Here is a 25,161-nt window from a genome sequence, read left to right on the forward strand (position 1 = left end):
ATTACTCAGTCGTGGGCAGTTACACAATTTGGTTTACAGGCTCCGCAAAGACGTTAGACCGGTATGAAAAATATATTCTGCTCGTTCTATCCGCCAATCCTTCACAATTCAGAGCAATTAATCGGACCGACGCAAAAACAATGGAGACGACTGACCTTGTAATGCATAGCGCTGCCATGAACCTTAGACGAAAGGGCCTGATAGACAGTTTTGAGGCTCCGCCAGATGGTGTTCTTGCCAAACTCACTAAAGCTGGGCTTGAACGAGCGAAGCCTTTGCAGGAATCGTTTTTTGAGAAAGAAGATGTAGTACTAACCGATGATTAAAACCTACCCCTGAGAACTCTTGGCCTGTATCTCTGCAACAACTGCTGACGGTGCTGCTAGCACTATTTCTAGCGAATGCTTGGCTTGCTATAGCCGTTACGTTCAAATCAGTTGTGCCTTCCTGACAGCCTGAGTGGGTAGACGAATGAAGCTATGACAACTGATGGAAGATTTGCGACATACGAATTCGGACACGCTAAAGGAAAGTTCTTACGACAGACAGGGATTCTATTGAACAACCAGTGCCGGGACACAACCATTAATACGCCAATAGAGTCACGCCTGTGGCACTGGTTTCGTTGTTGTGAGGCTCATGTTTGACGAACAACCCCGCCCTTATTTTTCACATGTGTCACGATAGGTTAGATCATAATCCAGTGGGGAAAGGGGCATAATGTTATCTAAACATAGCCTCAGAGGCCCCTATAGCCTTCTAGAATTACCCTCATCCATATTGACGGTACCGCCCTACCACTTGGCTTAGGAAAAACCTCCTAGGAGCCCGTGTTGGGTTTTAGTTTTTATCGGAGATTCTGACGATGAGGAATATTCCGGGAGAGGTAAAAACGGTGTCATGGAGCTTGACTCCACGTCCCGGAAATAAACGGCCTCTCATGCCGCAAATGAGACACACGGCCCGACACTTTTATATTTAATTCTGCATGGATTGAGAATTTGGCAGGAATTCTAAAAACTAAAAAGGCCCTTATATCAGGGCCTTAAAAGATGGTAGCGGCGGGCGGACTCGAACCGCCACGGGTTTTACCCCAACGGATTTTGAATCCGTCGTGTCTACCAATTTCACCACGCCGCCATCGGAGAGTGTTGGGGATTATACTGAGCTAAATCGCGAAAGCAATAAGCCAGCGGACACAACTGCCCGCTGGTTCAGATATTTACAGTCTGTCGAACAAAGACAGTTGCGAAACCTGCGCAAATGACTGCTGCGCCGCCTGCAGCACGAAGCTCTGGAAACTCAGGTTACTGATTGCTTCTGCGTAGTCCACGTCCTGTAACTGGGATCGGATTTCATTGGTATAAACGGAAGAATCCTCAAGGAAGGTCTTGGTCGATTCCACCGCGTTCATCCGGCCACCAAGTTCGGTTTGCTTGAGGATGATGCTCTCCTGGGCGTTGTCCAGGTTGATCAGGGAATTGGCGATCAGATCATCGTACTCGGCCTGCCCGCCCGGGCTGCTCTTGTCGATGCTGTTCAAGCCGGCAATCAGGTTTTCGATGGTACCGAACACCGACTGCTTTTCGTTGATCTGGAGCGTAAACACATCGCCCGCGCCCGGCACCGCATCGGTCAGAGTCACCTCAACACCTGCGACAACGAACGGCTCGCCACTCTGATAGGTGGCTGGATCTACCGTCAGCACATCACCCTGACTGTCTGTAGCGATGATATTGCCACCGGCATCTACCTCAACCGTGATGTCGTCCGGGAAGGAATTGGGATACTCCGCAGCAAGGTCTGCTTCGTTAACCAGACTGACCCCGGAAATGGAGGCGCCCGGCGTATTCACAGTGCTGTGCTCGCCGGTTATGGCAGCAGGAACCCGGACAAAAATGTCCTTGCCGTTATCACTGATGGGAACGGTAACGCCGTCATCAATCTCCAGGACACGCTGACCCTCGTCGCCCTGGTAGACCCAGCTGCCTGAAGGGTCCTGTTCAAAGGCCTTCACCGAGCCCTGAAAGCCACTGAAAATGTACTCACCAGACGCATCGCGGGTATTGGCAATATTCGCCAGCTGGCCAAGGCGCTCCTCCAGCTCGGAAGAAATCGAGCGTCGATCGTTGGCCGACAACGAACCGTTACCGGCTTGAACAGTCAACTCGCGGATCCGCTGAATCACATCGATTGAGCTTTCCAACGCGCTCTCTTCCTGCTTCAGCCGGTTGTCTGCCAGGTCAACGTTACGCTGGTAGGTTTCAACCCGCGAAAGCTCCTGGTCCAGTTTCAGAATCCGGGCCGCAGCGACCGGATCGTCGGAAGGTTTGTTTACCCTCTGGCCGGTCGAGATCTGTTGCTGGGTGTTATTCAGGCTGGTATTCAGCTCCTGAAGCCGATTTATACCGCCCGAGAAAATCTGCTGTGATGAAATTCTGATCATGTCACATCACCTCAACCGTTACCGGAAACTCTGCAACAGGGTATTGAACAGGTCCTGAGCCACCGACATCACCTGGGCCGAGGCGTTGTATGCGGCCTGATACTGGATCAGGCGGCCGGCTTCCTCATCCAGGTTGACACCAGATACCGATTCCCGCTGGTTGGTTGATTGCTCCAGAAGGGTTTTTCCGGCATCCACATCCAGTTGACTCTGGCGCGTTTTAACACCGATATCTTCAACAAGCCCCGCATAACCTTCGGAAAAATTCTGGCTGCCGCCGTTCAGGGTATTGGCAGTGCCCAGGGCGGCCAGCAATTCCGCGTTCCGATTGTCGGAAACGCCGTTGGAGTTGTAATTGATCTCGAAGGTGTCACCGTCGGCCGGCTGACCGGTTATCGTGAACTGAAAGCCCTGATACTCGGCACCATCGGCCGGATTATCGCTAAACAGTTCATTGGCAACGCCTGGAGTGTATGGCCTATTGGCCGGACCTATCGGGTTGCCACTGCCGTCCGTCACGGTGAACACCAGGCCGGTACCCGGATCATCAAATTCCACGGTTATCGGGCCATTCGCCAGCTGACCGGACGACTGGAAAGCGGGCAACAAGGAATTGGTGAACGGATTCCTCACGTTCAACATGGTGCCCTGGTCGATCTTGCCGGTTCCGATGTTGCCGTCTCCGGTCGTCGCACGAACCGGGCTGGCAAAGGCCAGATCCTCTTCCCGATTAACCACCAGACCGATGCTTTCAGCAGCATTTCGACTGGGCTGAATCAGGTACTTGTCGCCGGCGTTGAAGGTGCCGCCTTCAACGCGGATGTTGAAGCCCGGCATGCTGATCTCAGACTGCGCAGGATCCGGCAAGCGCCCCTGGTTCACCGTCTTGCCTGTGGCCTGGTCAATCAACTCGTAGCTCCGGCCGTCGCCACTGAACTGCAGGGTCCAGCGTCCTGCAGGAAGCGCAGAGCTGTCGGTTATTTCCACGGCCAGCTGGCCGGTGGTGGAAGGCGCGTTATTCCCGTTAGGGACCACCCGGCTGCGTTGTGCCTCGAGCGAATTGATATCGGTAAAAAACAGGCCACCAAGCTCGCCCTCCAGGTCCATCCCGATTTCATGCTGGTGGTTCATGGTGTCGGACAGGGCAATAGCAATTCTGCCAAGCTCATCGAAAGCCGGCTTCAGACCTTCGGTATCGAAACGCAGAAGCCCCCCCAGCTTGCCGCCGGTTATCTGCTCATCAATATTGAGTGTTCGGCCACCGTTGTTCAGGGTGAATTCCAAACGGGTCGGGTCCTCGGCGTTTTCCCGGGTACCAAGAGTCGACGCATTGCTGCCTACCACCAGGGAAAGGCCATTCGACAGTGACACGTTGACCTGGCTGCCGTCGGTCGGAGTTACTTTGATGCTGACCAGCTCGGAAAGCTGACGCAGTTTCTCGTCCCGCTTGTCCAGCAGTTCGTTAGGCATTTGCCCCTGGGCAATGCCCGGTGATTCAGAAATCGCCAGGTTCAGTTCTGCAATGCTTTTGAGCAGGGTGTTAGCATCCTTCACGCCCTGCTGCATCTGGGTCTTGATGGATTCCCGCTGCTGAATGAATTCCTGGTTAAGGGCCTGGAACCGGTTAACAACCTGTTGCGCCTCGCTCAGAACCAGCTGGCGCTGTGGCAGAGACGTCGGATCCTCGGCTGCGTTCTGAAGGCTGGCAAAAAAGTTGTTCAAGGCATTGCTGAGGCCCGTGGTTTCGCCGCCCAGGAGGTTATCAAGCCTGGAAAGCTCCGAATTGAGGGCTTCCTGCTCTCCATACAGCGTGCTGTCTTCCCGCACCTGCTGAACCAGATATTCATTGGCCAGGCGTCGAATGTCTGCAACGTTCACGCCGCTGCCAATGGTGCCGGCGCCAGTGCGCTGGCCTTCCTGGGTTTCAAACAGCACTTCCTGGCGACTGTAACCAGGCGTGTTGGCGTTGGTTATATTGTTGCCTGTAGTATTCAGCGCAGCCTGATGACTGAGGATGCCGGTCAGACCAATGCCTATCAGCCCTGCCATACGGTTTACTCCTTCATCCCGTCACTGCCCATGGACAGTGTCATCAGTGAGTCACGGTTCATGATCTGGCGGATCTTGCTGCCGTAGTTAGGGTCGGTGGCGTAGCCGGCTTCCTGGAGTTTCTCTGCAAAGACTTCAGGCTGGTCTGCTACTGACAGCACCTCCCGGTATCGGGGATTGGATTCCAGGAACGAGACATAATCACGGAAGCTGGATTCGTAATCCCGGTAGGCCCGGAAGCTGGCCTGCTCCTTCATTGGCAGCCCTTCCCGGTATTCCGTGGTGGTGATGGATACCGCGTCGCCCTGCCAGCGGCTATCTGCCTTGATGCCGAACAGGTTGAAACTGGGTTCACCCTGCTCCCCACGAATCATGTGCCGGCCCCAGCCGGTTTCCAGGGCGGCCTGGGCCACCATGAGTTTCGGATCAATGCCCGAATCGCGTGCAATTCGCTCGGCCACCGGCAGCAGCTCGGTGACGAAGTGCTCCGGAGATTCAAACCGATCCGGCAAATTCGACGGTGTAGCAGTCACCGGTGATACTGCTTTCTCCGCCACAGAAGTCACTGTCTGCACGCGGTCAGGCAATTGAGGAGTGAGGGCCGGCAGGCTTCGATCATAATCCGCAAGGCTCGCCTTGTGGCCAACAAGTCTGCCGCCTTCGTTATTCATGCCCGGAATCTGTTTGCCCAATTGGCGTACGAGTGCCTCGGCAAGACCACTGCCCTTGCCTCCCGCCATGGTCAGACTCATCTGGCTATCGAACATATCCCGGTATAGCTCGGACTGATTGCTCTTCAGGTAGTTGCCCTCGGAGAAGACGTCGCCGGCCTTGCGCATGGACTTCAGCATTTCAGACAGGAACAGGCTCTCGAACTGGCGCGCCACCTCACGCAGAGCTGACTCTTTGTCAGTGCGAGCCTGGGCCTTCAACGCATTGAGACCGTTGAAATCGGTGTAAACCTGGGCCTGTTGAACCTTGTAGTCCTGCATCACGCCACCTAGATAACAATCAGCTCGGCGCGCAGTGCACCGGCCTGTTTCAGGGCTTCGAGTACCGCCATAACGTCGCCGGGTGCAGCGCCCACCTGGTTTACGGCCTGCACGATCTCGTTCAGTGTGACGGCGGGGCCGAACTTGAACATCCGAGCTGGCTCCTCGGTAATGGCAATCTGGGAATCCTGCTCAATGGCGGTGTCACCACCGGCAAAGGGGTTCGGCTGCTCCACATTGGGGTTTTCCTGAATGGTGACTGTCAGGTTGCCGTGGGTAACGGCTGCCGGGCTGACCTGAACATTCTGGCCAACCACGATGGTGCCGGTACGGCTGTTAATCACCACTTTTGCAGCATCCTCGGCCGGATCCACCTCGATGTTCTCAAGGATCGACAGGAAGCTGACCCGCTGGGACGGATCCCTTGGCGCTCTTACAGAAACCGACGTTGCATCGTGGGCGTAGGCCATGTCCGGTCCCAACCGGTCGTTCACGGCCTCCACCACCCGACGTGCCGTTGTGAAATCCGGGCGCAGCAGATGGAAGGTAATGGTGTCGCCCTCAGTGAACGGCGAAGCTACCTCGCGCTCAATCGTAGCCCCATTAGGAATGCGACCAACACTGGGAACATTCACGGTAATTCTGGACCCGTCCTGCCCCTGGGCCCCGAAGCCACCAACCACCAGACTACCCTGAGCCATGGCATAAACCTTGTTGTCCGCGCCCTTCAGCGGTGTCATCAGAAGGGTGCCGCCACGCAGGCTGTCTGCGTTGCCGATGGACGAGACGGTGATGTCGATTTCCTGGCCAGCTTTTGCGAAGGGCGGCAATGTCGCACTCACCGTTACAGCAGCAACGTTGGCAAGGTTCGGATTGACGCCTTCCGGAAGGGTCACGCCAAACTGATTCATCATGTTCCTGAAGGTCTGATTGGTAAACGGTGCCTTGTCACCGGTTCCATCAAGACCAACCACCAGGCCATATCCCACCAGTTGGTTGTTGCGGACACCCTTGATCCGGGACAGATCCTTCAGGCGGTCCGCCATTACCGGGGCCGAAACAACAGCCAGGGCAAGTACCCAGACAATTAAACGGCGTAAGCTCATAGTGGCCACCACTCGCTATTAAAGAAGCGTGCCAGCCACCCCATCTGGTTTGCCTGGTCAAAATCACCGGTGCCGCCATAAGCGAACCGGGCATCAGCAATGCGATTGGACGCCACCGTGTTATCAGGCTGGATATCCTGGGGGCGAACCAGACCCGTCAGGCGGATGTATTCATCACCATTGGTCAACGAAAGCCATTTTTCCCCGCGAATCCTCAAAACACCGTTTGGCAACACCTCTGTCACGGTGACGGTGATACTGCCGGCCAGACTGTTGCTTTGATCTGCTTCAGCGCTGCCCTCGAAATCACGTTCGTGATTCAGGGAGGTATTAATTCCGAAATTGCTCTTACCCAGGATGGTCGGCTCTGGCAGCGTTACCTCATTGTCCTTGGTGATGCTGGTTTCTGCGTTCTTGCTGGCCCGGGTAGATTCTTCAAGAATGACTGTGAGCACGTCACCCACGTTCAACGCTACGGTATCGCCGTAGAAGTTGTAGTTCCGGGAGACCTGGTAAATCGAACCCGACGCACTGCCCCGCTGCATCATGGCCTGAGGGCGAACCGGTGCATACTCGGGGTCATCCGGAATTGCCCGGGGCCGGCTCATGGCCGTGCACCCCTGCAACACAATGAGAACCACCACAGTCGCCAGTGTGCTGGCACCTCGGGTTGTCCGGTTTGATGTCATCAATTTCATGACGTCACCTCTGGCGGCGTTAGCCAATGTTTTGAGTAATGAACTGGAGCATCTGGTCGGTTGTGGAGACCACTTTCGAGTTCATCTCGTAGGCCCGCTGAGTGGTAATCATGTTCACCAGCTCCTCAACCACCTCAACGTTGGAGGACTCCACGGAGCCCTGCTCGATACTGCCAAGCCCGGCCAGCCCGGGTTCACCTTCCGCAGGATCGCCACTGGCGTTGGTCGCCTTGAACAGGTTGTTGCCGATGGCCTGCAGGCCCTGGGGGTTGATGAAATCCACCAGCGTAATCTGGCCCAGGTTTACCGGTGCCGCCTGATCATCCGTTACTGCCGTCACAGTGCCGTCTTTGCCAATAGTGATATTGGTGGCGTTCTCCGGCACGTTGATGGCTGGTTCCAGCGGGTAGCCATCCGGGTTGACCACATCACCGTCAGCATTGAGCTGGAACTGGCCATCCCGGGTGTAGGCAATCTGGCCATCCGGCAACTGAACCTGCAGGAAGCCGCGGCCATTGATGGCCATATCCAGGGGCTGCTCGGTAATCTGCAGGTTGCCCTGAGAGAATTGCTTGGCGGTACCGACAACCCGCACACCGGTACCCAGCTGCAGGCCGGAAGGTAATTCGGAGTTCTGGGTTGTCAGACCTCCGGGTTGCCGGTTGATCTGGTACAGAAGGTCCTGAAACACGGCCCTGTCCCGCTTGAAGCCAGTGGTGTTGACGTTCGCCAGGTTGTTGGAAATGGTGGACATGTTGGTGTCCTGAGCGCTCAACCCGGTCTTGCTGACCCAAAGTGCTGGATGCATGCTGCTTACTCCTTGCCGGGGGCAGTCAGGCGGCCATTTTTTGCCGCTTCAGGCCCGCCAGGCCAATGTGTTCAGTCGTTACTTAAAGGTTCTGCAACAGCCGTGCCGTTGCTTCGGAATTCTCGTTGGCGGTGGTCATTACCTTCACCTGCATCTCGTATTGCCGGGACAGCTGAAGGTTCGAGATCATCTCTTCCACCGCATTCACGTTGGAGCTCTCAAGGAACCCGGAGGCAACCCGCTGGTTTGCATCCGGTGGCTCGGGGCCATCCAGAGCCTGATCCGGCTTGCGGCGCATGTGTCCGTCCAGGCCTTTCTCCAGGGCTTCCGGCGGCGGGCTGACCAGTTTCAGCCGGTCCACTTCAACCAACTGGTCCGGTGGTCCACCCACAGGAACAATTGAGACGGTGCCATCGGCGCCAATCTCGACGTTGTCAAAAGGCGGGAGCGCCACCGGCCCACCGTTGCCGAGCACCAGTTCACCGTTGGCCAGGCGCACCAGGCCGTTGACATCGACCTGGAGACTGCCACTGCGGGTGAAGACTTCCTCGCCCTGATCGTTCTGAATGGCAAGCCATCCCTCGCCTTCAACCGCCACATCCAGTTTGCGCCCGGTTTCCATCAGCGCACCGGCGGAAAGGTCCGTGCCGGGTCTTTCTGTCATGGCATAGGCGCGAGTCGGGTGGTGCTCCCCGTAGACAGGCATGCTGCGGGCCTGGGCGAAATCTTTCTTGAAGCCGGTGGTACTGACGTTCGCCAGGTTATTGGCATGGGCCTGCTGGGCCAGCATGTTCTGCTTGGCACCAGACATACCGATATAGAGGGCTTTGTCCATGGGAAAACTCCTGCCGGAATTTTGACTGTTTCCAGTCTTCCTGCAGGAGTCATGCCATGTTCTCTAGGTCGCGATATTAACGGAGGTTGATGATGGTCTGGGTGACCGCATCGGAGGTTTCAATGGTCTTGGCGTTGGCCTGATAGTTTCGCTGGGCAATGATCAGGTTGACCAGTTCCGCGGACAGATCCACGTTGGACTCTTCCACCGAGCTGGCCTTGATCGATCCAAGGGTTCCAGTATCGGGAGCACCGATGATTGGTTGGCCGGATTCGAAGGTTTCGACCCAGGAGGTGTCCCCTACCGGCGACAGCCCATTGGTGTTATTGAACGATGCCAACGCTACCTGACCCAATGCCTGGGATTGGCCGTTTGTGTAACGGGCGAACAATACCCCCTGATCCGATACGTCAAGTCCGGAAAGGCGACCGGTGGTATAACCATTTTGCTGCTGGTCATTTACCCCGAATGCCGCACCGTACTGGGTTGTACCGCTCAGATTTATTACAAAAGCCGAGGTTGTTGGCGGCTCGGGAATCGGCGTCACCACCGTCTCGCCGGCTGCAGGAGGTCCGTCCGCGCCATTGGGCTGACCGGCATCATCCTTTGGAATCCAGTCGTCGATCAGAATTTCACCGCTTGGGTCGCCATCAATAGACTGTAAAGCACCGTCCTGGTCAAACCGAGCCGTATACGGTGTCACGTCGGTTCCGCCCACAAATTCGCCATCAATCTGGGCATAGACCGACCACTCACTCACCCCAACACCATTACCCGGAGACGGATTTTTCACGAAGAACTGTGTCAGTTCATGAGAGTTACCCAGGCTGTCGTAAACCGTGGTGGATGTGGCGTGGTTATAGGTGCGCTGATCCAGAGGATTGAATTGGTTGGTAACGCGAATCGGAGACGCGTTGAAGGCTACCTCAAAATCATTATCGGCAGTAGTTGATGTAATGCCAGCTACCGTTCGGTCAGCGGTAACATTTATATCTCCCTCAACGGTGCCCGTATCGCCGTTTCCATTTCCATCTGCAAAGGTGTAATCCAGTGTTTCACCCTGATTATGAATTACGCGCAGGACATCATTACTACCAGACCCATCGTCCACTAGAGATGCCGAAATTGCGGTTTCAGAGGAATTATTTATGGAATCCACCAGATCCTGAAGCGAATTGATGTTGGAGGTATCCAGTGTCAACGGCGAACCATTAATATCGAGACTGAAGGAGAAAGAACTGGCTCCGGTAATGAAAGCATCATCAAGAGCCGGTGTACCGTCAAACGTCGCCGTTGTTGTGGCAGAGGCACTTAATCCAGAGGCATCGTTGATGGTGGAAGCCGCCTCACGAGCGCTCGCGGTGGGGTCAATAGCCACGTTGAAGTCCGGCGAGCCGTCCGAATACTGCACATCAAAGCTCTCACCCTGAATCGACGCAAGCGTCAACGGCCCGATATCTCTCACGCGGGTTTCCAGAACAGACTCTCTTGAGTCCAGGTTCAGGTCGGAATCCAGATTGGTCGTGCGACGCGGCGCCAGGTTATCCGTCTCAATCTGAAGATCCCCGCGAATCCCGGATAGATTGCCGTCTTCGTCTGCGGTATAGCCCTGCACCCGCATGTTCTGGTTATTCGTTACATAGCCTTCCTTATCAATACCAAACTGCCCCGCCCGGGAGTAGCGAATCTCGCCACCGTTGTTAAGAATAAAGAAACCATCGCCACTTATCGCCATATCCAGGCCGTTGTCAGTGAAGCTGATATTGCCCTGGCCAAAGGACTGCTTTACATCCTGAACCCGGACACCGTCACCGATCGGGTTGGTGCCTGCGCTCAGGAAGCCGCTGGCGTAGAGGTCGCCAAACTGGGCCTTGCTGCCCTTGAAGCCAACAGTACTGGCGTTCGCAATGTTGTTGCCGGTGACGTCCAGATCCACCGATGCCGCACGAAGGCCGCTCAAACCTGTATTAAATGCCATGGTTCACCCCTTGGTGTTTCACCGGTCTCAGTTAATTTGTTTCACATCAGACAGGGCAATGGAGCCCATGCCCGCAAGATTCAGGGTTATCGAGCCGCCCTGGCCCAGGGATACGCTGTCCACATTGGCGCTCACCATCGTGCCCAGCTGCTGCGGCCCGTCGGGATAGGAAGCCTCGGCCACAATGCGGTAGGGTCCCGGCGGCAAGGGATTGCCGTTACCGTCCTGGCCGTCCCAGCGGAAGGACACAACACCTGCCTGGCTGCTGCCCATATCAATCTGCCGCACCCGCTCACCATTCTGTCCTTCGATAGACAGGCGCAGGCCGCCCGTAGAGGCAGGCACTTCAATGGTTCCGGTAATCTCACCTTCGGCACCCAGGATCCCGATCTGTGAGGGCGCAAGTACGGTTTTACCCACCATGGCCGAGGCCTGGAGCGCCTGGGTGGATCGGAACTGCCCGACCACATCCTCAACCGTTCCGGAGAGATTCTGCATCTCCTCCAGCGAGCTGAACTGCGCCAGCTGGGAAATAAATTCGCCGTTGTCCTGCGGCTCCAACGGATTCTGATTTTTCAACTGCGCCAGCATCAGTTCCATGAACTCATTCCGGCCCAGCTCGCTGGTGCCCTGGCCGCCATTCTGTTGCTTCAGCTGGTACTGGCTCAGAACATCCGACGCGTCTGTTGCATTTACTGCAGTCATGTTGTGCTCCTCACCCTGTTACTGCTGACCGAGAGTCAGAATGCGCTGCATCATGGACTTGGCTGTATTCATGACATCCACATTCATCTGGAAACTTCTGGACGACGACATCATGTCCGCCATCTCTTCAACCACATTCACATTGGGGTAGTAGACGTAACCGTCCTCGTTGGCCGCCGGATGATGTGGCTCGTAACGCATCTGCAGCTCCGCATCGCTTTCAACGATACCTTCCACCCTGACACCGGCACCCGGGCCCTCATCGGCCGCCATCGGCAAACCGCCCTGCCCCGGATTCATCAGGGACTGCTGAATGGCCGAGAAAACCGGCTTTCTGGCCCGATAGGTTTCGCCGGTGCTGGAGCTCGCTGTCTCCGCATTGGCGATGTTGGACGCGGTTGTGTTCAGCCGCAGTGATTGCGCGGTCATGCCGGAACCGGCGATATCAAAAATGCTGCCCAGTGACATGAAAACTCTCCTTCGCTAACCCTGTGACTGCGGCTTACTCGCCTTTAATGGCTTTGGTCAAACCGCTGAACTTGCTGTTCAGAAACTGGAAACTGGCCTGGAAATCCATGGCGTTGCGCATGAAGCGGGTCTGCTCCTGCTGGGCGTCCACGGTATTGCCGTCAACCGACGGCTGGTGAGGTACCCGATACATCAGATCGCTTTCCGAGGCCGATAGGGAGGTATCCATGTGCGCATCATGCGTTTTGGACATCTGGAAACCGCTGACCTGCTCCTGGGCCTTCTGCATCATCGCCTGAAAATCCAGGTCGCGGGCTTTGAATCCCGGGGTATCAGCGTTCGCCAGGTTGTTTGCCAGAACTTCGGCACGTTTAACCCGCGCTTCAACCGCGTGTTGGTGAATGCCCAGAGCCGAATCGAACGTAATTGCCATGTTGCCTCCCGAAAACTGCACCAGTATGCCGACCTGTTTTTGCCGGCTGTGCTCTTTGACAGGACTAAAGCAAGCTGGATGCCAGAATTCAGGTGTGGTGTGAATTTGTCAGGAAAGCCAGTGTTGGCGGGCCCTGACCAGTGGTGCATTAACGGTCAGGGCAAAGCGAGTAAGGAAAGGGCAGGAAAAAGCGGCAAGCTGCTTCCCCCGGCGCGGACCGGGGGCGTTCGATCAAAAGATCAGGGCCAATGACGCACGAACTCATCAACTCCCGGCCGGGGAACAGCCGGCTTGGAAGCGGAGACTGTTCCGGTGTAGAGAAAGCCGACGATCAGCTCATGCTCTTCCAGTCCCAGCCCGGCGTGAACAGAAGAATGGTACGCAACACCGCCCGTTCTCCACATAACGCCGTACCCGGCGTCCTGCAGGGCAATCTCAATAAAACTCATGCCGGCTGCGGCCGACATCACCTGCTCGATTTCAGGTACCTTCGGATGCGTTTTCGGCGACGCGATACCGACAATCACCATCGGCGCGCGAAGAGGGGCACGCCTGAGCTTCTCGATCTCTTTCTCGTCACTGTTGTTGGCACAGGTAGAGGCAAACAGTTCGCCCAGGGCTTCCAGTCCTTCGCCCTCCACGACCAGGTAGCGCCAGGGCCTCAGCAGCGCGTGATCAGGCGCGCGGGCGGCACAGGCAAAAGCCCGGTCGAGGGTTGCCGGATCCGGCGCGGGCGACTCCAGCCTGGGTTCTGACGAACGATTGAGGAGAAAATCGGTAACTGCTGTCATATCTGCTCGCTGTCTGATCGCTATTCTGATGAGTTGGAAAAATAGGTACGAATACAATTCCCTGCCGTGAATTGTGGCTTGTACGTAATGCTGTTAACCTTTAGTCGTAGTCGGGTCTACCAACAATTATAAATGACGCGGTCGTACAACGGTGAGTGGCAACACAATGAGCAACCAGCAAACCTTCAACAACTTTTCCGAATTCTATCCTTACTACCTTGAAGAGCACAGCGACGTTACCTGTCGCCGTCTGCACTTTGCCGGCAGCCTGCTGGTTCTGATCGTGGCCTTGTGGGCACTGACTACAGGCAAGCTTTTGTGGCTTCTGGCCTTGCCGGTCATCGGCTATGGTTTTGCCTGGGTGGGTCATTTCAAGTTTGAGAAGAACCGCCCTGCCACCTTCAAGTACCCACTGTACAGCCTGATGGGCGACTGGGTCATGTTCCGTGACATGCTCATTGGCAGGATCCGTTTCTGAAATGATGAGCGCCCCGGCAGACCTTCGCAGCGCCAGCAGCTCAGCTGGCAGGTCCCTGGCGTCCGAGGCGTCAGGCAACCCGATTGCGATTCCCCCAATGCCCGATTACAACGGCCGGGTTCTGGCCTATACCTCAACCGCCGCCATTATTGCAACCGGCGTTCTGCAGGGTGCTTTTGCCCAATGGCTTCTGTGGCTGGTTGCCGGCGCCCTGACCTGGCCACATATCGCCCACGCCCTGACCCGCCGAACGTTCCTGAGAAATTCCCCACGCATACGCCAGAAGATGCTGATTTTCGATTGCGTTGTGGGCGGCGCGTTTATTGGCTGCATCGGGCTGATCGTCATCCCCTCCCTGGCAGTCGCCCTGATGCTGATGTTCAGCTGCCTGATCGTCGGGGGCATCCGCCAGTGGCTTATGGGCACCGTTTTCATGGCCGCAGCCATTGCCGGCTCTGTCGCTATCCTTGGCCCGGCAGATGGGCCACATTCGCCCCTGCTCACCAGCATTGTCTCGATTCTCTCAACCGGCATATATATTTGCGTCACCGCCTATTATTCCCACCAACAGGCACGTGCGTTGATGCTGGCAAAAACCCAGATCCAGAACCAGCGGGAGCAATCGATCGCTCTCTCCCACAAGCTTTCCAAATACCTCTCGCCGCAGGTTTGGCAGTCCATCTTTACTGGCGAGCGGGATGTGCGGTTGGAAACCCAGCGCAAGAAACTGGCGGTGTTCTTTTCGGACATCAAGGGCTTCACCGAGCTGTCTGAGGAAATGGAACCCGAAGCCCTTACCGAACTACTGAATCACTACTTCAACGAGATGTCGGAAGTGGCCCTGAAGTATGGCGGCACCATCGACAAGTTCGTTGGCGATTCCATCATGGTGTTCTTTGGCGACCCCACCAGCCGGGGCCAGCGGGAGGACGCCTTTGCCTGTGTATCCATGGCCATCGAGATGCGCAAGCACATGAAAATCATGCGCCAGAAATGGCGGAGCCAGGGCATCAAGACTCCGCTTGAAATTCGAATGGGGATCAGCACCGGTTACACAACCGTCGGCAACTTCGGTGCGGAAAACCGGATGGATTACACCATCATCGGCAAGGAAGTGAACCTTGCCAGCCGGCTTGAATCCCTGGCCGAACCGGGTGAAATCCTGGTGTCCTACGAGACCTTCTCGCTGATCAAGGACAAGATCATGTGCCGGGACAAGGGCGAAATTACGGTGAAAGGCTTCGGCAAACCGGTGCCAATTTATGAGGTGGTGGATTTCCGGCGCGACATGGGCCCCAACCGCAGTTTCCTAGAGCACGAGCACAGTGGCTTCGCCATGTATCTGGATTCAGACAAGATCACTGAGAAGGAGCGCCAGGCCATTCTGACCGCCCTGGAAGACGCCGCAGACCGCCTGCGACGGGAAGAAGATGTTTCCTGAAGCGCGTCCCTGCGCTCACGTTGATCCGTACTACTGACGTATCAGTCGCGGCCCGGCATCCTTGCCGGTTTCTGTGCTGCGCCAGGGATTGATATCCAGCCCGCCCCGCCGTGTATATCTGGCAACCACTGTAAGCGACTCCGGGTTGCATCGGCTCATCAGGTCGGTAAACACCGTTTCCACGCAATGCTCGTGGAAATCCTGTTTCTGCCGGAAACTCACCACGTAACGCAGCAAGCCAGCCCGGTCGATTTTCGGGCCAGTATAACTTACCAGCAGGGTGGCCCAGTCCGGTTGCCCCGTCACCGGGCAGTTGCTCTTCAGAAGATGGGAACATAGCTGCTCAGTCACCACCTCACTACCGGCCTTGAGAGACTCGGGTGAATACTCGTACACCACATCACTCACCGGCTCGTCATCAATGAGGTCAAAACCCTCAGGGCGGCCTATCGCCTCCCCGGATTCGTCCACGCTTAACAGCTTGACCTGTACCGCACCTCCGCAAGCGCTGGACAGATCCTTGGTAATCACTTCCGCGACCTGCTCCCGGGAGGAGTAAACCGCCTGGTTAAGCGAGTTGAGGTACAGCTTGAGCGATTTGGACTCAATGATCGAAGGCGAAGCCGCAGGAAACACAATCTCCGCCCAGACCACCTCCGGCACACCATTTGGCCTCAGCCAAGAGACCTCCCAAGCCTGCCACAAGTCCTCGCCAAACCAGGGCCAGCGGCCATCTTCTAGCCCCAGGCGTCGGCGGTTTTCCTCCCTCGCCACGGGGAACAACAGGCCCGGGTCGTAGCTGTCCGGGTAATCGCTTGTTTTGCCAAGCGGCGCGTCATTGAGTGCCATAGGTGTTCCTGAGATCAGTGGCGAATGCCTTTTCCACGCTCGAGCATTCTGAGCGCAATGAATGCCAGCACGGAGATGAAGACCAGAATCATACCAAGAGAAACGAACGGATTAACGTCTGACACACCCAGAATCCCGTACCGGAAGCCATTAACCATATACAGTATGGGATTGGCCATGGATACGCCCTGCCAGAACCCGGGCAGCAGATCAATGCTATAGAACACTCCGCCCAGGTAAGTCAACGGCGTCAGTACGAACGTGGGCACGATTGAGATGTCATCAAACTTGGTTGCCAGCATGGCGTTGATAAAACCGCCCAGTGCGAACAGGGCAGACGTCAGAAAGACCGTCAGAATCATCATGGGCAGGTTGTGGATGGACAACCGGGTAAACGCCAGTGAAAGCAGCGTTACAATCAGGCCGATACCGAGGCCCCGGGCCATGCCTCCGCACACGTAGCCGGCAAGGATGACCCAGTTAGGTACGGGGGACACCAATAGCTCCTCAATGCTGCGCTGGAACTTCATGGAGAAAAACGACGACACCACGTTGGCATAGGAACTGGTGATTACCGCCATCATGATCAGCCCGGGCACAATAAACGACATATAGTCGAAGCCGCCCATTTCGCCGATCCGGGAGCCGATCAGGTTGCCGAAAATAATGAAATACAGGGTCATGGTGACAGCAGGCGGCAGCAGCGTCTGAGCCCAGATACGGGTAAAACGGCGTATCTCCCGGACAACGATGGTGCTGAAGGCGGTGAAAAGGGCATGTGGGGTCATGCTGCACCCTCCGCTGCCTTGCTGGATTCTGCGTTCTCCTCAACCATTCGAATGAACAGTTCCTCCAGACGGTTGGCCTTGGTTCTCATGCTGACCACCTTTATGCCCAGCCGCTCTAGCTCCACAAACACCTGGTTGAGCCCCTGACCTTTCTCCACTTCCACCTCCAGGGCTCCTTCCGCGTCGAGGCGTGTCGGAAAACCGTTGAGCTCGGGCGCGGAGTCGAGGGTCTTCTCGGTATCCAGCACAAAAGTCTCCAGGCTCAGTTGCTGCAGCAAGGCTTTCTTGCTGGTGTGCTTGAGGATCTTGCCATGGTCGATAATGGCAATGTTGCGGCAAAGGGCTTCCGCCTCCTCCAGGTAATGGGTCGTCAGGATGATGGTTGTGCCCTGGCGATTCATCTCCTCCAGAAAGGTCCACATGGAACGGCGGAGTTCAATATCCACACCGGCGGTGGGCTCGTCCAGAATCAGCAGTTTTGGTTCGTGGACCAGGGCGCGGGCAATCATCAGACGGCGCTTCATGCCGCCGGACAGCATCCGGGCCGGGGTGTTCCGCTTGTCCCACAGACCAAGTTTTTTCAGGTACTTCTCGGCCGACGCGGAAGCCTGCTTCAACGGAATTCCGTAGTAGCCGGCCTGGGTGGTCACAATATCAAAGACTTTTTCGAACTGGTTGAAGTTGAACTCCTGGGGCACCACACCAAGGTTCAGCTTGGCATCGGAGAGGTGAGTATCGGTGTCATACCCGAACACCCGAACCTTGCCTGCTGTCTTGTTCACCAGGGAGCAAACGATGCCCAGGGTAGTCGATTTGCCAGCCCCGTTAGGCCCCAGCAAGGCAAAGAAATCCCCCTCGGCGACGTGCAGATCAATCCCCTTGAGAGCCTGAAACCCGTCACCGTAAGTCTTGGTGAGGCCCTCAATTTCCAGTGCATTGGTCATAAATCATCCCGATTCGGTGAAAAACAGCATGAACGGCCCCAGCCGCCCGCCAGAATTTAGAATGCTATTTATTGTGACAAAGTCGCTGATTTCAAGGCCCTTATCAGCCGGACGTATACCCTGGCCAATAACGGAAACTGCGACAGGAATCCCGATATGAGGCAAACCCCGCCCCTATAATGCGGTTACAACAATTTACAAAAGGGGCTGCCGCACCCTGAGTGCGGGCGCGCTGAATCGAAGGGAATGTACGACCAACCATGAGATCCGTTCACCGCATCCGACTAACGTTTACCCTGCTGGGCGCCCTCGCCCTCTCTGGCTGCCTGGATGACGACGGAGGTTCCGGCGACGACACCAGCGCCGGCCGGGTTAATTTCAACGGCTTTAACGGCCTCTCCTACCAGACGGCGAGCCAATCGGGCACCACGAACCCCGCAGGAGAGTTCCGCTACTACCCCGGCGAAACACTGACCTTCCGCGTTGGGGACCTGCCGTTGGTCAGTGGTGTGCCGGCCCGGCAATACGTAACACTGCTCGAGTTCTTCGAGACCACCCGCACAGAGCTGCAGACGCCGATGGTCGATGATGAAGGTCTGAGCACCCATACGCTTACCGAGCAACAGGTTCTGGAAAACACCGCGCTGATGAACCTGTCCCGGTTTCTGATGCTTCTGAACTGGAGCCAGAATGTCGCGGAAGGGGACGGTATCGATATTCGCGACCGGGTTATTGCGCAGTTGAATGCCGCCCTTCCGGACCTGACAGCACCCATTGACTTCACTGTCAGCGAATCGGAGTTCACTGCAACGGATCCCATGTCCCCGGCCAACCAGCTGCTCGCCGCAATCTGCTTTTACCCCGAAGACGACGAACTGTGTGAGGAGCCGCCAACCCAGGAGGAGATCGATAATGCGCCTCCAAGGCCGGAAAATGACGAGGATCGCGATCCGGACATTGAATACAGTGAAGACCTGCAGGCTAAAAAGGACAGGATCGAAAATGCCGTGCGCACCATGGAAGATATCGACTCGGAAGATGCCCAGACCTATCTCACGCGGGAACTCAAGGCCATCAGTACAACCGTCGCGAACCGTTATTTCCTGGACGAAGACGTAGCCAGCCATTCGGCCACTGATACAGCCCTGAAGGAGGTAGCGGTTCGAAAGATCGGAGGCGGGCTCTCCCTGGCAGAGCTGGAAGCCATCAGCACACGCCCGCAGGATGTCCAGATAAATTCAGCCGACTGGCAGAGCGGAAAAGTGGAGTATTTTGTCGCCGGTCCCTCCGGCGGAGAATCCGAGCTTCTGCTCAGCTTCCGTCCGGAGGATACCTATCGGTGGGTTCGCAAACAGCTGCGTGTGATTATCCGCTGATCAGGCGGGACAGACTCCAGCGTGACTCCACACCGGTAACATCATAGTAGGACGGATCCAGACCTTCCGTGCCATGTGGCAGGCATTCACGAATCCGCACCGTTTCCGCCGCTTCCTTGCCTTCGTTGTACCGGGACAGATCAATGACCTTGGCAGTTTTCAAAGGCCTGGAAGCAGCATCTGTCATAACCATGACACGGGGCCAGAGCCGGCGTTCCGGCGAGTGAGAAACCACGATGCCACGCTGGCCGTCGGTCAGCTCCACGAGGCTGCCAGTGGGATAGATACCAATCGCCTGGATAAAATTCTCCACCAGGTCTTCCTGGAATTCGATGTTGCGCATCTCGTAGAGCAGCGTCACCGCTTTCGCTGGTGTCATGGGCTCGGTGTGGGAGCGGGGCGCAATCAACGATTCGAAAAATTCCGCAATGCCGGCCACCTTTGCCAACAACGGAATGCGATCCCCCCGGACACCTTCCGGGAAGCCGGAACCGTTATGACGCTCGCGATGCCCCTGAACCACACTGAGCACCGCACGTGAGAGCCCAGTATTTTCCAGCATGGCAACACCACGGGAAACATAACCACGGTAAGTAAGGTATTCCTCGGCGCTCAACTGACCTTCCCGGGCCAGCAACTCAGGCGGCAGCGTGGTTTTGCCCACCTGGGACAGCAAACAGCCCAGGCCAAGATGATTAAGAAGCCCTTCGTTCAAACCCAAATGTCGACCACAAACCAGGGCCCATACCGATGTGTTCAAGGCATGGCGGTAAAGATAGCTGTCATGCGCACGGGTGCGACTGAGCCACAATAACGCATCAGGCTGGCGAACAACGCTGCTTACCATTTTACTGGTGATTGCCGCGATCGGCCTGAGATCAGGAACGCCGTCGGCACGGAGGGTCTCGAAAAGCTGATCCAGCGCCACTTCCATATCGTCCAGCAGGCGTTTGGACGTTTTCATTTCCTTTTTAAGGCTGGTGACGGTTTCGTAGGCTACCGGCTCCCGAATACTCAGTGGCGGCAACTGAAGCTGCTCTCGCCCGCCGCCACGCTTGTTCAGTGTCTTGCCGAAAACCGGCTTGCTACCGCCTTTTACCTCTTTTGCTTCCCGCGCTTCCGCGACATCGACCATGACCCACTTGCAGTGGGAAACCAGAGCGCGGATGTCATCCTGGGACCGGATATGAAAACCCTGGATAGGGAACGGGGTCTGGTGCCATGGTCTATCCAGATCAGACACGAACATGCCCACTTCCAGATCATGTACTGCGACTTTTTTCTGTTGGACACCCACGGGACACCTCACAAAACAAACTTTTCGATGTCTACCATTCTGACCGAACCGCCGGAAGACACAATTACATTATCGTATCGTCGGGTAACCCAAACGCGACAAAGCGTAACGCTAATCTTCAATGGGAAACAAAATGTAGCAATGTGATAGGGGTCACATATCAACGTCAGAATCTGTCACTCTGCGTCACATACGGATTCATCAAATTCAGGCAACCGGGCGCGCATCGACCCACGGGGCGCCTTGCGAACATAGACGGTGTAGGGCACCGAGGAAGCTCGCAAGTAGTCGAGGTTGCGCGCATCGTCGCCCTGACCTTCTGTGACAGCCGCGGGGGTACAGGAAACGAGCAACTCCAGCTTGCTACCCACATGGGCAATACGCGCGTCGGGGTCCGCAGGATTAATCGCCATGCAGCGGGTCGTGACGGTTGCCGGCCGGCCCGTTGCTGCCACGAGATCCCTGCCCCGCTCGCCACAGGCCCGAATGCCCGAACCACAGTCACCGGCATCATCGCCATCGCGCAGGCGCCAGACGCGGTCGCTGCATTGGGTTTCCAGCTTTACCGAGGTTGCCTTATCACCGGCGAACCACCAATCGGGGTATTCAGCGCTCTGCCAGGACATCCGCACATGCCTTGGTTCCCCTGATGAATTCTCCGCCGGAAACATCGCAAAATGTGAGTAATAGCTGGCACAGCCCGATGTAAACAACAGCATCAGGCTTGCAATAACTGGCTTGTAAGCTCTGGAAAAGGCTGAAAAGATCATCTGACTGGCACATCCCTGACGGCGGTTAAGTTAGCCCTGCCATTATCCATGGCAGGCGCCGTGAATCCGCCTATCAGTCACCATTTTGATCAAACTGGAGGCCATACCCGTCATTGGTTTTACGCACGACCACCATTTCAAGCACCGGCGCCGGAACAGGCAGACCCTGCACCTGCACGGTGACCTTGTCGCCAAGGTTTGGCGCGAAAGGCTCAGTGTCGACAACGATAAAAACACCGCCATCGGAAATATCGCGGGTCGAGAATATGAATTCTCCCAGCTCCGCGTGCACCACCTTTACTTTCGCACTCATGGCAGTGCGCATGTGTTCTCTTCGATCGTTCCCAACCATCTGAGGATTCCACTACTTTTTGCATAGTTTTTATAGTCTTCCGAAGCATAACACCATTTTCAGAAAAATATGCCAAAGGAGATATTGACTATACAATTAATAGAAATGAGAATGGTTGGCGTTTTTAAACGCCTGCAAATCTCAATGCAGGTAACTCATTAACGGAATCACCTGAAAAGGATGGGACTATGCGAATGAAACTGGCTGCCACCGCAGCAATCGCCCTTACCGCCATGCCCATGGCCGCCTCCGCAGACGGCGAGGTCAACATCTACTCCTACCGTCAGGCATACCTGCTTGAGCCCCTGCTGAACGCTTTCGAGCAGGAAACCGGCATCAAGAGCAATGTAGTATTCGCCAAACAGGGCCTTGCAGAGCGCCTGGAACGTGAAGGCCGCAACAGCCCGGCCGATGTGGTGATGACCGTTGATATTTCTCGCCTGAACGAGCTGGTAGAGCGTGATCTGGTCCAGGGCGTGGAAAACGACACCCTTGAAGAGAACATTCCGGAAAACCTTCGCCACCCAGACGGCAAATGGTTTGCACTGACCACCCGCGGCCGTCTGATCTTCGCTTCCAAGGAGCGCGTTGAGGAAGGCGAGATCACCACCTACGAGCAACTGGCAGACGACAAGTGGGACAACCGGATCTGTACTCGCAGCGGCAAGCATCCGTACAACATTGCCCTGTTCTCCTCCATGATTGCCCACCACGGTGAGGCCGAGACCGAGAAGTGGCTGGAAGGCCTGAAGGACAACCTGGCCCGCAAGCCCCAGGGTGGCGACCGTGACCAGATCAAAGCCATTGCCGAGGGCGTCTGCGACATATCCATCGGTAACAGCTACTACTACGGCAACATGCTGCAGGATGAGAACCAGCGTCCGATCGCCGAGCAGGTTCGCCTTGTGTTCCCGAACGCCGAAGGCCGGGGAACCCACGTGAACATCAGTGGCATTTCCCTGACCAAGAGCGCGCCAAACCGCGAGAACGCCGTCAAACTGATGGAATTCCTGTCCTCGCCGGACGCCCAGCGCATCTATGCCGAGGCAAACACCGAATACCCGGCAAACCCGGAAGTACAGCCTTCCGGACTGGTTGCCGAGTGGGGTGAAATCAACCCGGACGACCTTTCTCTGCAGGAAATTGCCAACAACCGCAATGCTGCAGTCAAGCTGGTTGACCGCGTCGATTACGACGGCGAGTAATCGCAAGTGGTGAGGGTGGCTTCGCTGCCCTCACCCGCTACTCGGCAGGCAACTGCCCAATCCGTGGGTGACGCCAGTCATTGCAGGCATCAGGCCAGGTGACTACAATCTGCAACCTTCAATCGGACAGACCCCACATCCAGACACAGGAACACTATGAGCGAGGCCGCAACCAGCGTTAACCCCGGGCTATCCCAGCCCTTGCTGGCAAAGCGTACCTCTCCAAAATGGATGATCAGCGCATTGCTGACCACCGCCATCGTCGCCCTCCCGGTTCTTTCCGTTATTTTCCTGGCGTTTTTTCCCGAAGAGAATATCTGGCCTCACCTCATCGAGACCACGCTTCCCCGTTACCTGACAACCACACTGAAGCTGATGATTGGCGTGGGCGCCCTTACTCTGGTGATAGGCCTGGCCTCGGCCTGGGCAGTCACCATGTGCGAGTTTCCCGGCCGCAAATTCTTTGAGTGGGCCATGCTGCTGCCGTTCGCGGTGCCGGCCTACGTTATTGCCTATGTGTACACCAGCCTCCTGGACTACGCAGGGCCGGTCCAGGGCGCACTGAGGGACCTTTTCGGCTGGAACAGCGCTGCCGATTACTGGTTCCCGGAAATCCGCAGCCTTGAAGGCGCCACGCTGATGATCGGGCTGGTCCTGTATCCCTACGTTTACCTGCTGGCCCGGGCTGCCTTTCTGGAGCAGTCCCCGTCTCTGTTCGCCGTCAGCCGCAGTCTTGGCCACTCCGCTCTGAGCACGTTCTTCAAGGTGGTTCTCCCCATCGCCCGCCCGGCGGTTGCTGTGGGTCTCTCGCTGGTGTTGATGGAAACCCTGAACGATTTCGGCACCGTGGATTTCTTCGCGGTTCAGACCCTCACCGCCGGCCTGTTTGATACCTGGATGAACCTGGGCAACCTTGGCGGCGCGGCCCAGATAGCCACCACCATGCTGATTTTCGTGGTCATCCTGGTGACCCTTGAGCGCTACTCGCGAAGACGCCAACAACAATTCGCAGCCCGGGATAACCGGGATCCGATCCAGCGCTTTACCATGTCATTCCCGCGCCAGATGATTTGCGTGGCCGTGTGCGCATTACCGGTGCTGTTCGGGTTTGTGATTCCCGGAGCCACGCTCGGCCTCTATGCCTGGGAATATTTTGGCGAAAGCTGGAACCCGGATTTTGTCCGCAACACCTTCAACAGCCTCTTCCTCTCCGGTACTGCGGCCCTCACCACTCTGCTGATCGGTATCACGCTCGCCTACAGCCGCCGCTTGCACAACACTCGCAAAATGCAGGTGCTTATGCGCCTGTCCAGTCTTGGCTACGCCATGCCCGGGGCGGTGCTGGCCGTGGGCGTGATTGTGCCACTGGCGGGTTTTGACAACTGGCTGGACAGCCTGATGCGGGATGTTTTCGGTGTCAGCACCGGCCTGTTACTCAGCGGCTCGGCCTTCGCCCTGGTGTTTGCCTATACCGTGCGATTCCTGGCGGTTTCTGCCGGTAGTGTGGAAAGTGCGTTGCAGAAAATCACACCAAGCATGGACATGGCATCGCGGTCTCTTGGACACAGCCCGGGTAACACCCTGGTACGTGTTCACCTGCCCATGCTGAGGGGCACGCTGGTTACCGCTGCCCTGGTGGTGTTCGTGGATTGCATGAAGGAATTGCCGGCCACACTGATTCTCAGACCGTTCAATTTCGAGACACTGGCCACCTACGTGTACCAGTTTGCGTCAGACGAGCGACTGTACCACAGCGCCCTGCCCGCGCTGATCATAGTCCTGGCAGGCATCATTCCGATCATTCTGATGAGCCGCTCCATTTCCAACAGTCGCTCAATCGCCTGAGCGGATCAGAAAGTGACCCGGGATTTCACATCCTGAACCACGAATCGCCCCTGGAACACAGCCACAGGGTCGCCTTCCGGCATCGTGGTTGGCTCCCCACAGAAGACTTCAGCAGTCAGATCCAGCCGCCCCTTGCCGTGCCTGGCAAGGCTCTTGCGAAAACGTTCGGGGATCTCGTCCCCCGGCAGACGGCAGATCACGTAGAAGTCTGATGTCACGGGCTCCAGATAGTCGATATTCCCGCTCTGCACCACGACATTCCCCCGGAGGCCGAGGTCCCAGAGCGCCAGTTCCGTCAGGCCCCAGGCCGCCGTTACCGCCGCCGAGTAGACACTGCCTCCGAACCCGGTACCCTGATGGTTACTGTTGGGCTCAAGAGGTGCACTGAGTAACAAGGAATGGCCATCCCAGGAATGTAATTGAATCCCCAAGGCCCGAGAAAGGGGAATCTCGTCCTGAATACGTTTCTGGAAAAGGGACAACTGGCTCATAACATCCTCCTGATAT

The 25,161-nt window shown here is 56.5% G+C and carries 25 protein-coding genes and 1 tRNA gene; 6 read left to right on the plus strand and 20 right to left on the minus strand.

Translation table 11 applies throughout. The features are described 5' to 3' along the window. The coding region (locus A8B84_RS21905; protein ID WP_227512611.1) for a hypothetical protein at positions 1–326 on the plus strand (326 nt) is incomplete at its 5' end. 727 nt (positions 327–1,053) lie between these two features. On the opposite strand, the gene A8B84_RS17915 is transcribed toward A8B84_RS21905, so the two are convergent. The 13 genes from A8B84_RS17915 to A8B84_RS17975 form a co-directional block, all read right to left on the minus strand. Beyond that, positions 1,054–1,140: transfer RNA gene (locus A8B84_RS17915), tRNA-Leu, on the minus strand. Between the two features lie 82 nt (positions 1,141–1,222). Continuing rightward, positions 1,223–2,446: a flagellar hook-associated protein FlgL gene (gene flgL, locus A8B84_RS17920; protein WP_064226903.1), complete on the minus strand. Its 1,224-nt coding sequence runs from the start codon at positions 2,444–2,446 to the stop codon at positions 1,223–1,225. An 18-nt stretch (positions 2,447–2,464) separates the two neighbouring features. Next, on the minus strand, positions 2,465–4,495 hold the full coding sequence (gene flgK / locus A8B84_RS17925) for a flagellar hook-associated protein FlgK (RefSeq protein ID WP_064226902.1): 2,031 nt from the start codon (positions 4,493–4,495) through the stop codon (positions 2,465–2,467). Positions 4,496–4,500: 5 nt separating this feature from the next. Further along, positions 4,501–5,487: a flagellar assembly peptidoglycan hydrolase FlgJ gene (gene flgJ, locus A8B84_RS17930; protein WP_064226901.1), complete on the minus strand. Its 987-nt coding sequence runs from the start codon at positions 5,485–5,487 to the stop codon at positions 4,501–4,503. 8 nt (positions 5,488–5,495) lie between these two features. Then, a complete protein-coding gene (locus tag A8B84_RS17935; protein ID WP_064226900.1) occupies positions 5,496–6,593 on the minus strand; it encodes a flagellar basal body P-ring protein FlgI in 1,098 nt (365 codons plus the stop codon). Further along, positions 6,590–7,291 carry a flagellar basal body L-ring protein FlgH gene (gene flgH, locus A8B84_RS17940; RefSeq protein WP_227512610.1) on the minus strand — a complete coding sequence of 234 codons (702 nt, stop codon included), beginning with the start codon at positions 7,289–7,291 and terminating at the stop codon, positions 6,590–6,592. Before flgH ends, A8B84_RS17935 begins: the two co-directional genes overlap by 4 nt. A 19-nt stretch (positions 7,292–7,310) precedes the next feature. Continuing rightward, positions 7,311–8,099: a flagellar basal-body rod protein FlgG gene (flgG, locus tag A8B84_RS17945; RefSeq protein WP_014576888.1), complete on the minus strand. Its 789-nt coding sequence runs from the start codon at positions 8,097–8,099 to the stop codon at positions 7,311–7,313. A gap of 82 nt (positions 8,100–8,181) precedes the next feature. Then, positions 8,182–8,934, minus strand: a complete 753-nt coding sequence (locus A8B84_RS17950) for a flagellar basal body rod protein FlgF (protein ID WP_014576887.1) — start codon at positions 8,932–8,934, stop codon at positions 8,182–8,184. 76 nt (positions 8,935–9,010) lie between these two features. Continuing rightward, on the minus strand, positions 9,011–10,912 hold the full coding sequence (locus A8B84_RS17955; RefSeq protein ID WP_064226899.1) for a flagellar hook protein FlgE: 1,902 nt from the start codon (positions 10,910–10,912) through the stop codon (positions 9,011–9,013). 27 nt (positions 10,913–10,939) lie between these two features. Continuing rightward, entirely contained in the window at positions 10,940–11,617 is a 678-nt protein-coding gene (locus A8B84_RS17960) for a flagellar hook assembly protein FlgD (RefSeq protein WP_064226898.1), read from the minus strand. An 18-nt stretch (positions 11,618–11,635) separates the two neighbouring features. Further along, positions 11,636–12,085 carry a flagellar basal body rod protein FlgC gene (flgC, locus tag A8B84_RS17965; protein WP_008174287.1) on the minus strand — a complete coding sequence of 150 codons (450 nt, stop codon included), beginning with the start codon at positions 12,083–12,085 and terminating at the stop codon, positions 11,636–11,638. A gap of 34 nt (positions 12,086–12,119) precedes the next feature. Further along, a complete protein-coding gene (gene flgB, locus A8B84_RS17970; protein WP_064226897.1) occupies positions 12,120–12,518 on the minus strand; it encodes a flagellar basal body rod protein FlgB in 399 nt (132 codons plus the stop codon). A 239-nt stretch (positions 12,519–12,757) separates the two neighbouring features. Next, the gene (locus A8B84_RS17975) at positions 12,758–13,309 is read right to left on the minus strand and encodes a nitroreductase family protein (protein ID WP_064226896.1); all 552 of its coding nucleotides are present in this window, start codon (positions 13,307–13,309) and stop codon (positions 12,758–12,760) included. A gap of 166 nt (positions 13,310–13,475) precedes the next feature. Between A8B84_RS17975 and A8B84_RS17980 the strand changes: the two genes are divergently transcribed. Both A8B84_RS17980 and A8B84_RS17985 read left to right on the plus strand, forming a co-directional pair. Continuing rightward, positions 13,476–13,787 (plus strand): Mpo1-like protein, encoded by a 312-nt coding sequence (locus tag A8B84_RS17980; protein WP_064226895.1) that lies wholly within the window; start codon positions 13,476–13,478, stop codon positions 13,785–13,787. Position 13,788: 1 nt separating this feature from the next. Beyond that, a complete protein-coding gene (locus tag A8B84_RS17985; protein WP_064226894.1) occupies positions 13,789–15,228 on the plus strand; it encodes an adenylate/guanylate cyclase domain-containing protein in 1,440 nt (479 codons plus the stop codon). Positions 15,229–15,258: 30 nt separating this feature from the next. On the opposite strand, the gene queF is transcribed toward A8B84_RS17985, so the two are convergent. From queF to A8B84_RS18000, 3 genes are read right to left on the minus strand one after another with little or no spacing between them, the layout of a single operon-like run. Continuing rightward, positions 15,259–16,077 (minus strand): NADPH-dependent 7-cyano-7-deazaguanine reductase QueF, encoded by an 819-nt coding sequence (gene queF, locus A8B84_RS17990; protein WP_064226893.1) that lies wholly within the window; start codon positions 16,075–16,077, stop codon positions 15,259–15,261. A gap of 14 nt (positions 16,078–16,091) precedes the next feature. Beyond that, complete coding sequence (locus tag A8B84_RS17995) at positions 16,092–16,865, minus strand: ABC transporter permease (protein ID WP_064226892.1); 774 nt, start codon at positions 16,863–16,865, stop codon at positions 16,092–16,094. After that, on the minus strand, positions 16,862–17,809 hold the full coding sequence (locus A8B84_RS18000; protein ID WP_064226891.1) for an ABC transporter ATP-binding protein: 948 nt from the start codon (positions 17,807–17,809) through the stop codon (positions 16,862–16,864). The genes A8B84_RS17995 and A8B84_RS18000 overlap by 4 nt, the downstream gene beginning before the upstream one ends. Positions 17,810–18,069: 260 nt before the next feature. Here A8B84_RS18000 and A8B84_RS18005 point away from each other — a divergent pair, with 260 nt between their 5' ends. After that, positions 18,070–19,185, plus strand: a complete 1,116-nt coding sequence (locus A8B84_RS18005; protein WP_064226890.1) for a hypothetical protein — start codon at positions 18,070–18,072, stop codon at positions 19,183–19,185. Here the strand turns inward: A8B84_RS18005 and A8B84_RS18010 are convergent. The 3 genes from A8B84_RS18010 to A8B84_RS18020 form a co-directional block, all read right to left on the minus strand. Then, positions 19,175–20,482: an HD-GYP domain-containing protein gene (locus tag A8B84_RS18010; RefSeq protein ID WP_064226889.1), complete on the minus strand. Its 1,308-nt coding sequence runs from the start codon at positions 20,480–20,482 to the stop codon at positions 19,175–19,177. The two genes, A8B84_RS18005 and A8B84_RS18010, sit on opposite strands and share 11 nt — an antisense overlap. Before the next feature lie 176 nt (positions 20,483–20,658). After that, positions 20,659–21,108 carry a hypothetical protein gene (locus A8B84_RS18015; protein WP_227512609.1) on the minus strand — a complete coding sequence of 150 codons (450 nt, stop codon included), beginning with the start codon at positions 21,106–21,108 and terminating at the stop codon, positions 20,659–20,661. A 217-nt stretch (positions 21,109–21,325) separates the two neighbouring features. Continuing rightward, positions 21,326–21,604 carry a PilZ domain-containing protein gene (locus A8B84_RS18020; RefSeq protein ID WP_064226887.1) on the minus strand — a complete coding sequence of 93 codons (279 nt, stop codon included), beginning with the start codon at positions 21,602–21,604 and terminating at the stop codon, positions 21,326–21,328. A gap of 188 nt (positions 21,605–21,792) precedes the next feature. Between A8B84_RS18020 and A8B84_RS18025 the strand changes: the two genes are divergently transcribed. Together A8B84_RS18025 and A8B84_RS18030 are read left to right on the plus strand one after the other, a co-directional pair. Beyond that, positions 21,793–22,809, plus strand: coding sequence for a Fe(3+) ABC transporter substrate-binding protein (locus tag A8B84_RS18025; RefSeq protein WP_064226886.1), 1,017 nt, complete (start codon positions 21,793–21,795; stop codon positions 22,807–22,809). Positions 22,810–22,965: 156 nt separating this feature from the next. Then, entirely contained in the window at positions 22,966–24,654 is a 1,689-nt protein-coding gene (locus A8B84_RS18030) for an ABC transporter permease (RefSeq protein ID WP_064226885.1), read from the plus strand. A 5-nt stretch (positions 24,655–24,659) separates the two neighbouring features. Here A8B84_RS18030 and A8B84_RS18035 read toward each other — a convergent pair whose 3' ends face one another. Next, positions 24,660–25,145 (minus strand): thioesterase domain-containing protein, encoded by a 486-nt coding sequence (locus tag A8B84_RS18035; RefSeq protein ID WP_064226884.1) that lies wholly within the window; start codon positions 25,143–25,145, stop codon positions 24,660–24,662. Positions 25,146–25,161: the final 16 nt, after the last annotated feature.

Source organism: Marinobacter sp. EhC06 (assembly GCF_001650915.1).
Lineage (GTDB): Bacteria > Pseudomonadota > Gammaproteobacteria > Pseudomonadales > Oleiphilaceae > Marinobacter.

Bases quoted from the DNA above. Each gene is read 5' to 3' on its own strand.
- A8B84_RS18000 (WP_064226891.1), bottom strand. From the start codon at position 17,809: ATGACCAATGCACTGGAAATTGAGGGCCTCACCAAGACTTACGGTGAC.
- A8B84_RS18025 (WP_064226886.1), top strand. From the start codon at position 21,793: ATGCGAATGAAACTGGCTGCCACCGCAGCAATCGCCCTTACCGCCATG.
- flgK (WP_064226902.1), bottom strand. From the start codon at position 4,495: ATGGCAGGGCTGATAGGCATTGGTCTGACCGGCATCCTCAGTCATCAG.
- A8B84_RS17950 (WP_014576887.1), bottom strand. From the start codon at position 8,934: ATGGACAAAGCCCTCTATATCGGTATGTCTGGTGCCAAGCAGAACATG.
- A8B84_RS17955 (WP_064226899.1), bottom strand. From the start codon at position 10,912: ATGGCATTTAATACAGGTTTGAGCGGCCTTCGTGCGGCATCGGTGGAT.
- A8B84_RS17975 (WP_064226896.1), bottom strand. From the start codon at position 13,309: ATGACAGCAGTTACCGATTTTCTCCTCAATCGTTCGTCAGAACCCAGG.
- A8B84_RS18020 (WP_064226887.1), bottom strand. From the start codon at position 21,604: ATGGTTGGGAACGATCGAAGAGAACACATGCGCACTGCCATGAGTGCG.
- flgB (WP_064226897.1), bottom strand. From the start codon at position 12,518: ATGGCAATTACGTTCGATTCGGCTCTGGGCATTCACCAACACGCGGTT.
- A8B84_RS18005 (WP_064226890.1), top strand. From the start codon at position 18,070: ATGAGATCCGTTCACCGCATCCGACTAACGTTTACCCTGCTGGGCGCC.
- A8B84_RS17935 (WP_064226900.1), bottom strand. From the start codon at position 6,593: ATGAGCTTACGCCGTTTAATTGTCTGGGTACTTGCCCTGGCTGTTGTT.
- A8B84_RS18030 (WP_064226885.1), top strand. From the start codon at position 22,966: ATGAGCGAGGCCGCAACCAGCGTTAACCCCGGGCTATCCCAGCCCTTG.
- A8B84_RS18035 (WP_064226884.1), bottom strand. From the start codon at position 25,145: ATGAGCCAGTTGTCCCTTTTCCAGAAACGTATTCAGGACGAGATTCCC.
- queF (WP_064226893.1), bottom strand. From the start codon at position 16,077: ATGGCACTCAATGACGCGCCGCTTGGCAAAACAAGCGATTACCCGGAC.
- A8B84_RS17960 (WP_064226898.1), bottom strand. From the start codon at position 11,617: ATGACTGCAGTAAATGCAACAGACGCGTCGGATGTTCTGAGCCAGTAC.
- A8B84_RS17980 (WP_064226895.1), top strand. From the start codon at position 13,476: ATGAGCAACCAGCAAACCTTCAACAACTTTTCCGAATTCTATCCTTAC.
- flgC (WP_008174287.1), bottom strand. From the start codon at position 12,085: ATGTCACTGGGCAGCATTTTTGATATCGCCGGTTCCGGCATGACCGCG.
- A8B84_RS17985 (WP_064226894.1), top strand. From the start codon at position 13,789: ATGATGAGCGCCCCGGCAGACCTTCGCAGCGCCAGCAGCTCAGCTGGC.
- A8B84_RS18015 (WP_227512609.1), bottom strand. From the start codon at position 21,108: ATGTCCTGGCAGAGCGCTGAATACCCCGATTGGTGGTTCGCCGGTGAT.
- flgJ (WP_064226901.1), bottom strand. From the start codon at position 5,487: ATGCAGGACTACAAGGTTCAACAGGCCCAGGTTTACACCGATTTCAAC.
- flgG (WP_014576888.1), bottom strand. From the start codon at position 8,099: ATGCATCCAGCACTTTGGGTCAGCAAGACCGGGTTGAGCGCTCAGGAC.
- flgL (WP_064226903.1), bottom strand. From the start codon at position 2,446: ATGATCAGAATTTCATCACAGCAGATTTTCTCGGGCGGTATAAATCGG.
- flgH (WP_227512610.1), bottom strand. From the start codon at position 7,291: ATGAAATTGATGACATCAAACCGGACAACCCGAGGTGCCAGCACACTG.
- A8B84_RS17995 (WP_064226892.1), bottom strand. From the start codon at position 16,865: ATGACCCCACATGCCCTTTTCACCGCCTTCAGCACCATCGTTGTCCGG.